We start from the raw sequence: 14,633 nt of genomic DNA on the forward strand, positions 1-14,633 counted from the left end.
CGGTCAGTTTTTGAGCGGCTGGGTGCTGATGACCGGCAGGTCGCCGATCACATCCGCCCCCTTGGGCGGCGTGAAATTGAAATCCTGCGGCGGCAAGTCCGGATTGCGCTGCCAATTCGAAAAGCGCATGTCGGTGGTGGAGCCGATCTGGTCCTTGAACTGCATCCGTGCCAGGCCATTGGCGTCGAAGCCAAGATCGGCATAGCTGAGCTGCGCATCGTTCGACTTGGAGGTAAGACGCATCCAGAGCAGGCCATCGCGCTCGCCTTGCTCGGTAACGCTGAAATCCCGGTCCAATTGCGAGAGGTCGGTAAGCACGGTAAGCGGGCTATGCGCCTCTTCCGTATCCTGCTTGCGCACGGTGACCTGTTCGAGGTCCGGGTCATACATCCAGACGCGGCTGCCGTCGGCGACGATCGTCTGCTTGTAGGGCTTCAAGGTATCCCAGCGGAATTGGCGCGGCGCCTGCAAGGCCAGCGTGCCGCTGGTCGCGATCACCTTGCCGTCGGGGTTGGTGAGCGTCTGGGAGAAATCACCGGACAGCGCGTGCAAGCCCTTTGCGAAAGCGTCCAGCCGCGCCCGCGCCGGACCAACGGCCGCCTGCGCCGCGCCCATCAGGGACAACACGAGGCAGGCTGCGAAAGCGATGAAGCGAAGGCGTTTCATGGTTCCTGTTCCTGATGGGGATGAGTGGCGCAATAGTGGACAGAGGATGGTGAATCGCCACGGAGCGCGATCTCTCCGGCCTCCCCCGCGATGCACGAGGGCTTGCCTACTTCGGCGGCGGCGGCGCCAGCACTTCGCGGTTGCCGTTGTGCTGGGGCCCGCTCACCACGCCATCCTGCTCCATTTGCTCGATCAAGCGGGCGGCGCGGTTGTAGCCGATGCGCAAATGGCGTTGCACGCCCGAGATCGACGCGCGCCGCGTCTCGGTGACGATGCGCACGGCGCGGTCATACAGCTGAGCGTCGGCATCGCCGCCTTCCTCGCCTTCCTGCGGCAGGCCGGCGTCGTTGATGAACTTGCCATCGCTGGTGGCCTGCACTTCTTCCAGCACGCCCTCGATGTACTGCGGCGCGCCTTGCGCACGCAGCCAGTTGACCACGTTGTGGACCTCATGATCGTCGACGAAAGCGCCGTGCACACGCTCGGGCGTGGCCGTACCGGGCGGCAGGTAGAGCATGTCGCCATGTCCAAGCAGGGTCTCGGCGCCGGATTGATCGAGAATCGTGCGCGAGTCGATCTTGCTCGACACCTGGAAAGCAATGCGGGTGGGAATATTGGCCTTGATCAGGCCGGTGATCACATCCACCGACGGACGCTGCGTCGCCAGCACCAGATGCACGCCGGCGGCACGCGCCTTTTGCGCGAGGCGCGCGATCAGCTCCTCCACCTTCTTGCCGACGATCATCATCATGTCGGCGAACTCGTCGATGATCACGACGATGTACGGCAGCGGCTCCAACGGCTCGGCGGCCAGGTTCGGCATTTCTGGATTGGGGCGGAACAACGGGTCCAGCAGCGGCTGGCCGGCGTTCTCGGCGTCCTTCACCTTCTTGTTGAAGCCGGCCAGGTTACGCACGCCTACCGCGGCCATCAGCTTGTAGCGGCGCTCCATTTCCGCCACGCACCAGCGCAGCGCGTTGGCCGCTTCCTTCATGTCCGTGACCACCGGCGCCAGCAAATGCGGAATGCCTTCGTAGACCGAAAGCTCCAGCATCTTCGGGTCGATCATGATCATGCGCACGTCTTTCGGGCTGGCCTTGTACAACAGGCTCAGCACCATCGCGTTCACCGCGACCGACTTACCCGAACCGGTAGTGCCGGCCACCAGCAGATGCGGCATCTTGCCCAGATCGACCACCACCGGCTTGCCGCCGATATCCTTGCCCAGCGCCAGCGCCAGCGGCGATTTCTGCTGGTCGTATTTGTCGGAGCGCAGGATTTCCGAGAGGTAGACGATCTGCTTCTTGGCGTTGGGGATTTCCAGGCCGATCACGTTCTTGCCTGGAATCACGTCGACCACGCGCACGCTGACCACCGACAGGCCGCGCGCGATGTCCTTGTCCAGGCTCGACACCTGGCTGCCGCGCACGCCGGCGGCCGGTTCCAGCTCGAAGCGAGTAATCACCGGGCCGGGATAGACGCCGACCACCTTGGCCTCGATCCGGAAATCCTTGAGCTTGAGCTCCACCTGGCGCGACAGCACTTCCAGCGTTTCTTCCGAGTAGCCGGGGCCCTGCTCCGGGGCTTCGTCCAGCAACGACAACGGCGGCAGCTCGCCCGGCTGGGCCGCGCCGACGAACAGCGGAATCTGTGTTTCCACGCGCGCGCGCTCGCTTTTCACCACCGGCGCGGCCGGCGCCTCGATGCGCACCGGCTCGCGCTTGGCCTGCTTGATCGCCTCGGTTTTCTTCACCACTTCGCGCTCGGCGCGGGCCTGGTGCGCGGCGATCACTTCCGGCGCCTCGCGCAGCTTGCCGCCGAACCAGGAGGCCAGCCGCAACACGCCCTGCCCGGTGAGATCCATCAATTTGAACCACGAAAGACCCGTCGCCAGCGTCACCGCGATCAGGAACACCGCCAGCAGCAGCAACGGAGCGCCTTTGTCCCCGAACGCACGCAGCAAACCGTGGCCGACCGCGTGGCCGATCACGCCGCCAGCGCCCTCGGGGCCCATGCTGCTATCGGGAAAATTCAGCCAGCACAGGCCGGGCATGGTGATGAAGAAGAATACCGAGCCGATCAGGCGCAGCGACGGCTCCCACGGCTGCACGCTGCGCACGCCATGGTTGCGCAGCACCTGTACGCCCAGGAACAGCAGCAGCAAGGGGAAAAAATACGCCACGCCGCCAAACAGGTAGCGCAGCAGATCGGCGATATAGGCGCCCACGGTGCCACCGAGATTGTGCACATGCGCGCTGGTATCGGCGTGCGACCAGCCCGGATCGGAGCCGTCGTAGCTGAGCAGGCAGACCAGCAGGTACAGCGCCAGCGGCAGCAGCAGCAAGGCACCCGCTTCGCGCAGGCGGCGCTTGACCTCTTCGCTCATGCCCGCCTTCGGCTTTTCTTTTCGAACGTTCGCGCTGCGCGCCACCGGGGTGTTTTTCCTTGCAGGTGCTGGATTTGGAACAAAAGGATGCGCGGGGAGTGTAACAAGCGGCGGGCGGCCGATAGCGAGGGCGCAGGCACCTGGGCCTGCTTGCACGACGTGGCGGGCGCCCTCGCCGGGCGCCGCTCGTCCCTGGACGCCTTGAATAGACCTCGCGACTTCCCCATCCTTGCGGATTCCCGCAGCACTGCCGAAACCAGCGCCGCCATCATGGCGAACTACCGTACAACATCGCCAGTAACTCCTTAAGGATTATAGCAATGACCACCCCCAAACATAGCCGCCTGCTGATCCTCGGCTCCGGTCCTGCCGGCTACACCGCTGCCGTGTACGCAGCGCGCGCCAACCTCAAGCCGACCATGGTCACCGGCTTGCAGCAGGGCGGGCAATTGATGACCACCACCGAGGTCGACAACTGGCCCGGCGATGTGAAGGGGGTACAGGGCCCGGAACTGATGCAGCGCATGGCCGAGCATGCCGAACGCTTCGAGACGGAAATGGTGTTCGACCATATCCACACCGCCGATCTCAAGCAGCGTCCATTCCGCCTCAAGGGCGATGCGGGCGAGTACACCTGCGATGCGCTGATCATCGCCACCGGCGCCACCGCCAAGTACCTGGGGCTGGCCAGCGAAGAGCACTACAAAGGCAAGGGTGTGTCGGCCTGTGCCACCTGCGACGGCTTCTTCTTCCGCGACCAGGATGTCGTGGTCGTCGGCGGCGGCAATACGGCGGTGGAGGAAGCGCTGTATCTGTCCAACATCTGCCGCAAGGTCTACCTGGTGCATCGCCGCGACAAACTGCGTGCCGAGAAGATCATGCAGGACAAGCTGTTCGAGAAGGCCGCCGCCGGCAAGATCGAGCTGGTGTGGAACCACACCATCGGCGAGGTGCTGGGCGACGCTTCGGGCGTGACTGGCGTGCGCGTGAAGGACCTCAACAGCGCCGCTACCCGCGATATCGAAGCTACCGGTTTCTTCGTGGCGATCGGCCATACGCCGAACACCGGCATCTTCGAGGGCCAGCTGGACATGCACGACGGCTACATCAAGATCCGCAGCGGCCTGGAAGGCATGGCGACCATGACCTCGATTGCCGGCGTGTTCGCCGCCGGCGACGTGGCCGACCATGTGTATCGCCAGGCAGTGACGTCGGCCGGCTTCGGCTGCATGGCGGCGCTGGATGCGGAACGCTGGCTGGACCAGGGCAAGCCAGTTGCCTGACAGTTGCTGCCGGTCCTTCGGAAGCAGGCTGCATTGAGACTTCCACTGGCAGGATCATCCGTGCCGCCGCACGGATGATCCCCGAGCCAACCATGACGATCATGGCAAGCTATGCCTTCCTCCATCTCCCTGCGGAAAAAGAGGGCGCCGGAAAAGAACGTGATTGAAGCCCGCTTCCACGACAGCATCGACGATATCGCCGCCGCACACTGGGACGCGCTGCGTCCGGACGACAATCCGTTCCTCTCGCACGCTTTCCTGGCCGGGCTCGAACGCAGCGGTTGCATCCGCCCTGACTGGGGCTGGCAGCCCCATCATCTTGGCCTTTACCGCGATGGCAGCCTGCTCGCCGCCGCGCCGCTCTACCTGAAAGGCAATTCGCACGGCGAATTCGTGTTCGACTGGAGCTGGGCCAGCGCCTGGGAGCGCGCGGGTGGCGACTACTACCCCAAGCTGCTCAATGCGGTGCCCTATTCCCCGGTGACCGGGCCGCGCCTGCTCGTCGGCAGTGACGCCACCCAGGCTGCCGCATTGCGAGCGTTGCTGGTGGCGGCCATGCAACAACAGGCACAGCAACTAAAGCTATCGTCGGTGCATGCCAATTTCCTGGCCGAGGCCGACCTGGACGCCTTCGACGACACGTGGATCACGCGCAGCGACGTGCAGTTCCATTGGCACAACCAGGGCTATGCCGACTTTGATACCTTCCTTGCCGCACTGAACCACAAGAAACGCAAGAACATCCGGCATGAACGCAAGCGTCTCGCCGAATATGGCCTGCATATCGACATGGTCAGCGGCGCCGAACTCGACACCGCAGCCTGGCGGCAGGTGCATGCGCTCTACACCGCCACGTTCGATGCCAAGGGCAACCACGCAGCGCTAACCGAAGCGTTCTTCCATTACCTGCGCCGCGAATTCGGCCATGCCGTGCAGGTGGCGCTGGCCTATCGCGGCAGCGAGATCGTCGCCATGGCGCTGATGCTGCGCAGTGCAACCACCTTGTACGGCCGCTATTGGGGCGCAAGCGTCGAGGTGCCCGACCTGCATTTCGAGCTGTGCTATTACCAGGGTATCGAATACGCCATCGCGCAGGGCCTGCAACGATTCGAACCCGGTGCACAAGGTGAGCACAAGCTTGCCCGCGGCTTCCTGCCGGTGCGCACGCACTCGCGGCATTACCTGCTGCACGAAGGCTTTCGCGCCGCCGTGCGCCGCGCACTCGCGCCCGAGGGAGAGAGCATGGATGCCTATGCCGAAGAACTGCTCGACCGCAGCCCCTACGCCAAGTCATGATCCGGCTGCCACTGCTCGACGAAGAGTTGCCGGATCGCTTCCCTGATCCGCGCAGCGCGCTCGACGAACCGAACGGCCTGCTCGCATTCGGTGGCGATCTTGCGCCAGAACGCCTCACCGCCGCTTACGCGCAAGGGATCTTTCCCTGGTTCAACGAAGGCGATCCGATCCTGTGGTGGTCGCCCGATCCACGCTGCGTTTTCCATACCGCCACGTTGCGGCCCAACCGCAGCCTGCGCCGGGCGCTGGCAGGCACGACATGGCAAGTAACCGTCGATCGCGCGTTCCGTAGCGTGGTAAAGGCATGCGCCGCGCCACGGCCCGGGCAATCGGGCACCTGGATCAGCCCGGCCATGATCGACGCCTACGAGGCCCTGCATGAGAGGGGCCGCGCGCATAGCGTGGAAGTGTGGGATGGAAATCGCCTGGCCGGTGGTCTATATGGCGTCGCCATCGGCCGGCTGTTCTGCGGTGAATCGATGTTCAGCGCATGCAGCGGCGGTTCCAAACTCGCGCTGTGCGCACTGGCCGCCTTGTTGCGCAGCTGGGATTTCCCGCTGATCGACGCACAGGTCAGCAACCCGCACCTGCTCAGCCTGGGCGCGCTGGAAATTCCGCGCGCCGCATTCCTGAAACAAGTCGACGCGCTGACCTCATCATCCTTCGATCCACGACATTGGCAACACCTCGCGCCACTACCCGCACGACACCTGCTGGACAACGTTGATCTCAATTGGTCGGATTGAGCGCCAGCGCCTTCAGCGCGGGATAATGGTCCAGGAACAATTGCACCAATGCAGGATCGAGCTGGCTGCCGGCCGCATCACGCAAATAATGCAGCACCTCGGCTTCCGGCCATGCGGGCTTGTAGACGCGCGGAAAGCTCAACGCATCCCATACGTCCACGACGCTGAAAATACGTGCCGCCAGTGGAATGGCGTCGCCCTTGAGCCCTTGCGGATAACCGCTGCCATCCCAGCGTTCGTGATGGCTATACGGCACGACGCTGGCGCCGCGCAGGAATTCGACCCGCTGCAGCATGTCGTGACCGATGCGCGGATGTGTGCGCATGACCTGCGTCTCGGCGTCGTCCAGCTTGCCCGGCTTGATCAGGATGGCATCGGGCAAGGCCAGTTTGCCGATGTCGTGCAGCAAGGCGCCGAACTTGATATCCCGTAACGCATCGCCTTCCAGCCCAGCCAATTGCGCCAATCCGGCGGCCATCCGCACCACCCGTTCGGAATGGTCGCTGGTTTCCTTATGCCGCACATCCATCGCCTGCACCAGCACGCGCAAGGCTTGTTCATGGCTTTCGAGCAGGCGCCGGTTGGCATCGGCCAGCCTGCGCACCGTGCGCCCGATCATCCAATACAGCAGGGCGCCGGTGCCGAGCACGAACAGCCATGCCTTGAAAATCTGATACAGCACGATCCGCTGCGGATCGTGCACCAGGTCGCCCAGCAGCTGGCCGGAAAACCAGATCCATGCCGCGGAGATCAGCACATAGGCGCCGGCGGTTCGCAACTGCGGGCTTACATTCACTGACTGCCCTCCCCCTGGGCGCGTCTCAAAGACGCATTCTGCCATCCGTAAAGCAAGATCCGCTGTGCTGTCTTGCGCAAATCATCCAGCGCGCGGCGTGAACAAGGCATCCAGGCGTCGCGCGCGAATGCACAAGTGCAGGACCCTGACCGCGACGAGAAATCATTGCGCACTATTCCGGCGCAAGGCTGCCTGCAGCAGGCGGCGCTGCATACGATCGCGCCATGCCGTGGCGGTGGACAGTCCCATTCGTTCCAGCGCAGCGGCCTCTTCCGGGCCGGGCGCGCCGGGTTGCATTACGGCCTTGAGTAATCGCCAACGTCCCCGCCAGTTGCCACCGCACGTCTTCAGCCATTCCAGCGCAGGCAGCAGGCGCTGCTCGACTTCGGTGAAATCGCTGCCGAACGGAAACCGCGGCAATAATCCCTTGCGCATCGGCTTTGCCAGTGCCTTGCGCAAGGCCTGGGGGCGATGTTGATGCCACGCTTCGGGAATCTTGAAATCCGCCGCGAGCTTGCCGTGCGCCTTGGCTTCCGCGGCCAACGCATCGACGAAGCGTGCATCGCTGATGGCCAGCATCGCCTCGATGCATTCGCTGTCGCTCTTGCCGCGCAAATCCGCCACGCCGTATTCGGTTATCACCAGATCGCGCAAGTGACGCGGAATGGTGATGTGTCCGTAATGCCAACGGATATTGGTTTCGACGCCATCGGGTCCCTGGCGCGTGGCACGCAGCAGCAGCGCGGAACGGCCATCGGGCAGTTCGTGCGCCATCGCCACGAAGTTGTACTGGCCGCCGACACCGCTGACCACGTGCCCATCTTCCAGCGCATCGGAGACCACGGCGCCAAGCAAGGTGGCCATCATGCAACTATTGAAGAAACGCGCGCCGCGCCGCTGCAGCATGGCCAGCGGCTGGTGGTCGCCGTAAAGCTGATTCACGTTCGAGACGCGGCACATGTCGATCGCATCGGGATCGTTTGCGGCGGTCTGCGCCAGCCAGGCATAGAGTTCGCGCGAGCCGAGAAAGAAGGCGCCACGCAAATAGTGACCGCCAGGCACGTCGTCCGGCAGGCGACCCGCCATGGCAGCGCGTTCCAACGCGAGGTTGTCCCAGCAACGGCGCTTGAGGATGCCGGCCTTGGCCAGTTGCATGAAGCCATCCATCACCATTTCGCTGGCGCCGTACAGGCCTGACTTGAAACTGCCAAGGCCGCCGATACGAGCCGCCAGCGCGTGCGTCGTGCCGCCTTGGTCCAGGGCCAGCAGTAGTTTTCGCCACGCGACATTGTCCTGGTGCCGCAGCAGCAAGCCCTTGACCAACGCATCGGACAACGCACCGATACCGATCTGCAGGCAGCCGCCATCTTTTACCAGCGCGCTGGCATGCAAGCCCAGCGCGTATTCAGCCATGTCCACCGGCATCCGCGGCAGCGCGAACAAAGCGGGCGAGGAAACGGGAGCCAGCTCGATATCGAAGACATCCTGCGCTACCTCGGCATGCCCGCCGAGATAGGGCAAGTCCGGATGGACCACCGCCACGCACAGCGGCCGCGCTTTGCCGGCCGCCTTCACGCGGTCGAGAAAGTCCGAAGTAAGGTCGGGATTGCATGACAGGCTGTAGCGCACGCCATCCGGCGTTTCGCGGCGCGCCACCAATTGCACCAGCAGGTTGATGTCCTGCACCACCAGGTCGCGCGCCACATGCGTGTAGTTCTGGCTGATGTAGTCGCGCTGCGCGCTGGCCGAATGCAGCAGCGCGCCAGATTGCATGTAGAACTCGTGCACCGCCACGTTCGGCGGCAGCTTGCCGCGCGCCTGGTCGATCGCATACAGCGGATCGACATAGCCGGCGCCAAAATGGCGTTCCAGGAACGGGCCAAGGAAGCGTGCTTCCAATCCCGGTGTTGGCTGCGGCCGCATGAGCGACAACGCGGTGTACAAGGTCATCGACCGCCAGGTATCGGCCAGCATCCATGCATACAGCGCATTGAGCAATCCATGCGGCTTGCCCAGGCCCAACGGCGCAGCAACGCGCAGGTCGGCGCCCAGCCGCTCGACGATCAGCTGCGCACAGGCGTCGGTGTCCGTGAAACGCTGCTCCGGCAACATGGGGCGATCATGCCAGAAGCGCGCCTTCCGGCAACAGCAGCAGGCATCGGCGGAGGTTTCGCGGCTCGCCCATCCTTTTTCCCGCTTCCGCTTCCCTATACTCCCAGCATGGTTTCCGACACATCGCCGTCCACGCCCAGCCGGCTGCTCGCCGAACAGGCCCTCAGCCGTACCGCCGGCGCGCCGTTGATCGGCGGCAACCAGATTGAATTGTTGATCGACGGGCAACAGCATTTCGATGCGTGGCTGGCCGCGATCCGCGGCGCCCGGCAGCGCGTGCTGCTGGAAAACTACATCGTGCGCGACGACGATATCGGCTGCGCGTTTCGCGATGCCCTGGCCGAACGCGCGCGCGACGGGGTTTACGTCGCCGTCATCGTCGACTGGATGGGCTGCCTGGGGCAGTCCGGTTCGGCGTTCTGGAAACCGTTGCGCGAAGCGGGCGGCCAGGTGCGGGTATTCAATCCGCCGCAGTTCGGACGCTCGTTGGGCTGGATGAGCCGCGACCATCGCAAGCAACTGGTGGTCGATGGCCGGCTGGGGTTTTTGTCAGGTGTCTGCATCAGCGCGAAATGGCTGGGCGAGGCTTCGCGCCGCATACCGCCGTGGCGGGATACGGGCGTGGCCCTGCGTGGTCCGGCGGTGCTGCAATTGGAAGCAGCCTTTGCCGACAGCTGGGAGGTGGCAGGCGGCATCCACCCGGTGTTCGCGCCTGCACCCGAGGACACCTTGGCCGGCGACATCTCCTTGCGCGTGATCGCCACCCAACCGGCCACCGCGGGCATGTATCGGCTCGATCAATTGATTGCCGCGATGGCGCGCCGCAGCCTGTGGCTGACCGATGCTTATTTCGTCGGCGTGGCGCCTTACGTGCAGGCATTGTCGGCCGCCGCGCGCGATGGCGTGGACGTGCGCCTGCTGGTGCCCGGCACCAGCGATCTGCCGATGGTCGCCAGTCTTTCACGCTCCGGCTATCGCCCGCTGCTGAAGGCGGGCGTGCGGGTATTCGAGTGGAACGGCTCGATGCTGCATGCCAAGACGGCGGTGGCCGATGGACAATGGGCGCGCGTGGGCTCCTCCAATCTCAATCTTGCCAGCTGGTTGAACAATCGCGAGATCGATGTTGCCGTCGAGCATGCCGGTTTCGCTGCGCAAATGGCCGCGCAATACGAAAGGGATCTGCAAAACGCCACCGAAATCGTGCTGGCGCCGCGCCGTTACCGTCGCGGCGAACGTGTGCGCAGTAGCGAGATGCGACCGCCACAGCCCCGCCATCTCGGCGGCAGCACCAGCCGTGCGGCGGCCGGCGCGCTGCGTATTGCCAACACCATGGGCGCGGCATTGACCGAACGACGAGTGCTGGGCGATACCGAAGCGGCCCCGCTGGTCGGCGCCACGCTACTGTTTGCCGCGCTTGCCACGGTCGCCATCCTCTGGCCGGCAGCGGTCGGCTGGCCGGTGGGCGCGATCGCGATCTGGTTCGCGATCAATACCGGCGTCCGGGCATGGCATTTGCGCCGACGTCGTCCGCAGCGTGTCCGGGGTATCGAAGAGTCGGACCGCTAAGCGCTGGCTGGCGTCATGCACCGGCCCCGCCACTACGGTTTCATTGCCGTTTGCTTCAATGGATCGCCCTTGCGCTGGAGATAGATCTCGCCCAGCCGGTAGGACGCATAGTCGCTAAGGTGTCCCACGTCGCGATAGACCGGAACGCCGTCCACAGCTGACAGACAGCTGCCGCCAGTGCATTGCGCATCCTTGGGATCGATCAGCACCAGCGCGGGATAGGACGCCTTGAGCCGCGCGAACATGCCCTCGAGCCATGTCGCTGCCGCGTCGTGGGCCGGATGCACCGCGCAGGTATTGGATTGAGCTGGCAGGCGCAACTTGAAATGCCGGTAAAAACACACCTCATAATTGTCGGGCACCGGCGCGGGGCTCTCGATGAGTACCGGCGTGGCCCCCGCGCCGACGATCAGGTCCAGCGCGTGCCTGACGGCCGCTTCGAGCCGTGCGTGGCCGGCCGGCACCGAGCGCTCGTCACCCATCGCGCTGACGATCGAATCCGGATCGTAATAAAGCCAGTTCTCGCCAATGATAACGTAGCGGTAATGCCCGGCCGCGATGCGCTGGTAATCGCTTTGCACATGATCAACGCACACCTGGTATTGGGCATCGCTCATCTTCCACCAGCCCTGCATCGTCAGATGCGGGAACGCCAGGCAGGAGGGCGTGGCCACCGCCGTCACCGCGATGCCTGCGTCACGCGCCAGCACATCGATGAAATTCCAGCTCTGGTTCGAATAGGAATCGCCGATCATCAGCGCCGCGCGCGATGCCTGTCGGTCGCCAAGCATGCAGCCGCTCATGTCGGCCATGCGCGGACCGCTGCTCTGGATGCAGCGCTGCCGGTTCGGCGGGGTGTAGCGATCGAGCGCACGATCGATGCGCACCATGTCGTATCCGAAACGGCCGGGCATGAAATGCAGCCGGTCGGCCACGCCATACAGCGCCGAAAGCAGCAACAAAGGCAGCACTGCCAGCCACAGCAGCGACTTGAGCAGGCCAGGATGCCTCTTGCGATACGGCTGCTCGATGTAGCGATAGGACAGATACGCGCACGCCAGCGTCAATGCGTAGCATGCCAGCAACACCGATGCATATTCCGGCACGCCCAGGTAACGGATCGTCGCAAAAATCGGCCAATGCCATAAATAAAGCGAATAGGAAATATCGCCGAGAAATTCCGGCAAGCGCCATGACAATGCGCGGGCCACCCAACTGCGTTCGCGCGCTCCCACGGCGATCACGCCCGCGCTCGCCGCACACACCGCTATCGCATAGCCGTTCGGATAATGGTCGATCACGCCCGGCACCATCGCAATGGCCACGATAGCCAACAGCGACAGCATGCCGAGCGCATTCACCGGCAAGCGGGCATCTGGCGTAGGCCGCCCCGGACTGAACAGCGCGACGCAGGCACCAAACAGGAACTCGAAGACACGCGGCGTAAACAGGAAATACGCGCTGCTGCCCTCGCTATGCACGACCAGCATTGCCATCACTGCGGCCAGCAGCGTGACGCAAGCCACTACCAGCCGGCCCTGCCTTGGCGAGATGAAGCGATGCAGCAGCATCAGCCACAGCGGCAGCACCAGGTACCACTGCCATTCGATCGCCAGCGACCAGGTATGCAGCAATGGCAGCACTTGCGAATCGGTCGCCGCGTAGGCGGTGGTCGCGTGCGCGAAATAATCGTTGGAGGTGAAGCTGACCGTGTGAATCGCCGAGCGCAGGTAAGCTTTGAAGTCGAGCGGCAAATAGAACGCCAGCGTTATCAACAGCGTCGCCAGCACGACAGCGAGCAGGGCAACCTGGATGCGCCATAGCCGGCGCACGTAAAAATCAGCCAGCGAGAAGGTGCCGCGAAGCAATTGCGCCTGGATGATCGACGTAATCAGATAACCGGAGATCACGAAGAATACGTCGACGCCGACGAAGCCCGACGGAAACGCCGCCAGCCGGCCATGGAACAGCAGCACCAGCACCACCGCCACCGCCCGCAGGCCACTGATGTCTTTCCGGTAATGCATCAAGGAACACTCAGGCTCGCGGATAGGGGTGCCAGGCTTTGTCGCCCGCAACACGGCCCGCGACCCTAACATGGCGCCGCCGGCTGCGTGAAGCCGCAGGCCAGCGTCGGCGATGGCGCAGAAAATTCCGTCCTGCCAGCCAGTTAGAACAACTGGGTGAGAAAGTGGCTGCGTATCGTGCGGCAATCGAATGTTCTTGCAGCCGTTCGTGCTAGTCTCCCGCCCCCATGCATGCGCCTGACGACTTCCGTGACGATGCCGGCGGCCAGCCGCCGCGGCACATCCTTACGCCCAGCACGCTCAACCGGCTGGTGCGCGGTTTGCTCGAAGATGCGCTGCCGCTGGTCTGGATCGAGGGCGAACTGTCCAACGTGGCGCGGCCGGCTTCCGGCCATCTGTATTTCACCTTGAAGGACAGCGCGGCGCAGGTGCGCTGCGCCATGTTCAAGCCCAAGACCAGCTGGCTGCGCTTCAAGCCGGCCGACGGCATGCACGTGCTGATCCGCGCCCGCGTCGGCTTGTATGAGGCACGTGGCGAGTTCCAGCTGGTGGCCGAGCATATGGAGCCGGCAGGCGAAGGCGCCTTGCAGCGCGAGTTCGAACGGCTGAAGGCGCAACTGGACGCCGAAGGCTTGTTCGCGCAGGAACACAAGCGCGCCCTGCCCCGCTTCGCGCGGCGCATCGGGGTCATCACATCCGCCACCGGCGCGGCGATCCGCGACGTGCTGAGCGTATTGGCCCGTCGCTGGCCGCTGGTCGAAGTAGAAGTGCTGCCCGTGCCGGTGCAGGGTCGCGAGGCACCGCCCGCGATCGTAGCCATGCTGCGCAAAGCCTCCGGCTGCGGCCGCTACGACGTGCTGTTGCTGGCCCGCGGCGGTGGTTCGCTGGAAGACCTGTGGGCCTTCAATGACGAACAGGTGGCGCGCGCGATTTACGCCAGTACCGTGCCAGTGGTCAGCGCGGTCGGGCACGAGATCGACATCAGCATTGCCGATTTCGTCGCCGACCTGCGCGCGCCCACGCCCTCGGCCGCCGCGGAACTGCTGGTTCCGGACGCGCTGGCATTACGGCGTCACCTGGAGCAACTGGGCAAGCGGGTAGTCGCGATCCAGGAACGCCAGCTGCACATGCACAGCCAGCGCGTGGATCATCTGTTGCGCTGCCTGCAATTGCAGCGACCACAAACCCGGCTGGCGCGCGATCGCGAACGGCTGCGGCAGTTGCATCGCCGCTTGCTCGGTGCGCGCCTCGCGCGGCTCGGCCAGAAGACGGTACTGCTCGATCGCCTGCACGCACGCCTGCTGGCGCAGCACCCGCGCCGGCAACTTGCCTTGCTGCGGCAGCAACTCGAGCAGCATCGGTTGCATCTGCAGCGCATGACCGCGCACAAGCTGGAACGCGAACGTCTTGGGCTGCAGCAGTGCGCGCGCGCCATGCATGCGGTAAGTCCATTGGCGACGCTGGAACGCGGCTACGCGATCCTGTTCGACGCCGATGGCAAAGTGGTGCGTTCAGCGCAGCACGTCGCCATCGACACGCCGCTGCGTGCACGGCTTGCGGACGGCGAACTGACTGTGCGTGTCAGCGAGAAATGATCGCCAGCGCTCGCCAATCGGCCTAGGTGTTGAAGTTCGATACGTTGTTCCGCGCTAGCCGGCTGATAGGCGGTTGGTAGCCAAGGGCGGAATGAGGTCGATGGTGATTGTAACGATGCATCCACGGTTGCAAAGCAGCCTGGCGTTCGGCGCTGTTCTG

The 14,633-nt window shown here is 64.3% G+C and carries 11 protein-coding genes; 5 read left to right on the top strand and 6 right to left on the bottom strand.

Annotated elements, in window-relative coordinates; genetic code table 11:
- Nucleotides 1-3 precede the first annotated feature (3 nt).
- Both lolA and ISP15_RS07945 read right to left on the bottom strand, forming a co-directional pair.
- Nucleotides 4-666 carry an outer membrane lipoprotein chaperone LolA gene (gene lolA / locus ISP15_RS07940; protein WP_404546697.1) on the bottom strand — a complete coding sequence of 221 codons (663 nt, stop codon included), beginning with the start codon at nucleotides 664-666 and terminating at the stop codon, nucleotides 4-6.
- A 106-nt stretch (nucleotides 667-772) separates the two neighbouring features.
- Complete coding sequence (locus ISP15_RS07945) at nucleotides 773-3,097, bottom strand: DNA translocase FtsK (protein WP_404546699.1); 2,325 nt, start codon at nucleotides 3,095-3,097, stop codon at nucleotides 773-775.
- Between the two features lie 275 nt (nucleotides 3,098-3,372).
- Between ISP15_RS07945 and trxB the strand changes: the two genes are divergently transcribed.
- The 3 genes from trxB to aat all read left to right on the top strand — a co-directional run bounded on the left by trxB (nucleotide 3,373) and on the right by aat (nucleotide 6,377).
- Complete coding sequence (gene trxB, locus ISP15_RS07950) at nucleotides 3,373-4,335, top strand: thioredoxin-disulfide reductase (protein WP_404546700.1); 963 nt, start codon at nucleotides 3,373-3,375, stop codon at nucleotides 4,333-4,335.
- 159 nt (nucleotides 4,336-4,494) lie between these two features.
- Nucleotides 4,495-5,631, top strand: coding sequence for a GNAT family N-acetyltransferase (locus tag ISP15_RS07955; RefSeq protein ID WP_404546702.1), 1,137 nt, complete (start codon nucleotides 4,495-4,497; stop codon nucleotides 5,629-5,631).
- The gene (gene aat / locus ISP15_RS07960; RefSeq protein WP_404546704.1) at nucleotides 5,628-6,377 is read left to right on the top strand and encodes a leucyl/phenylalanyl-tRNA--protein transferase; all 750 of its coding nucleotides are present in this window, start codon (nucleotides 5,628-5,630) and stop codon (nucleotides 6,375-6,377) included. The genes ISP15_RS07955 and aat overlap by 4 nt, the downstream gene beginning before the upstream one ends.
- Here the strand turns inward: aat and ISP15_RS07965 are convergent.
- Together ISP15_RS07965 and ISP15_RS07970 are read right to left on the bottom strand one after the other, a co-directional pair.
- Nucleotides 6,361-7,173, bottom strand: a complete 813-nt coding sequence (locus ISP15_RS07965) for an HD-GYP domain-containing protein (protein WP_404546706.1) — start codon at nucleotides 7,171-7,173, stop codon at nucleotides 6,361-6,363. The genes aat and ISP15_RS07965 overlap by 17 nt on opposite strands.
- Before the next feature lie 162 nt (nucleotides 7,174-7,335).
- Entirely contained in the window at nucleotides 7,336-9,285 is a 1,950-nt protein-coding gene (locus ISP15_RS07970) for an acetyl-CoA hydrolase/transferase C-terminal domain-containing protein (protein ID WP_404546708.1), read from the bottom strand.
- A gap of 108 nt (nucleotides 9,286-9,393) precedes the next feature.
- Here ISP15_RS07970 and ISP15_RS07975 point away from each other — a divergent pair, with 108 nt between their 5' ends.
- Complete coding sequence (locus tag ISP15_RS07975) at nucleotides 9,394-10,851, top strand: phospholipase D-like domain-containing protein (RefSeq protein ID WP_404546709.1); 1,458 nt, start codon at nucleotides 9,394-9,396, stop codon at nucleotides 10,849-10,851.
- Nucleotides 10,852-10,883: 32 nt separating this feature from the next.
- On the opposite strand, the gene ISP15_RS07980 is transcribed toward ISP15_RS07975, so the two are convergent.
- Nucleotides 10,884-12,878 carry an acyltransferase family protein gene (locus ISP15_RS07980; RefSeq protein ID WP_404546711.1) on the bottom strand — a complete coding sequence of 665 codons (1,995 nt, stop codon included), beginning with the start codon at nucleotides 12,876-12,878 and terminating at the stop codon, nucleotides 10,884-10,886.
- Between the two features lie 227 nt (nucleotides 12,879-13,105).
- On the opposite strand from ISP15_RS07980, the gene xseA reads away from it, so the two are divergent.
- Nucleotides 13,106-14,473: an exodeoxyribonuclease VII large subunit gene (gene xseA / locus ISP15_RS07985; protein WP_404546713.1), complete on the top strand. Its 1,368-nt coding sequence runs from the start codon at nucleotides 13,106-13,108 to the stop codon at nucleotides 14,471-14,473.
- 22 nt (nucleotides 14,474-14,495) lie between these two features.
- On the opposite strand, the gene ISP15_RS07990 is transcribed toward xseA, so the two are convergent.
- A partial coding sequence (locus tag ISP15_RS07990) for an integrase core domain-containing protein (RefSeq protein ID WP_404546719.1) occupies nucleotides 14,496-14,633 on the bottom strand: 138 nt, incomplete at its 5' end.

Source organism: Dyella jejuensis (genome assembly GCF_044904675.1).
Lineage (GTDB): Bacteria > Pseudomonadota > Gammaproteobacteria > Xanthomonadales > Rhodanobacteraceae > Dyella_B > Dyella_B jejuensis.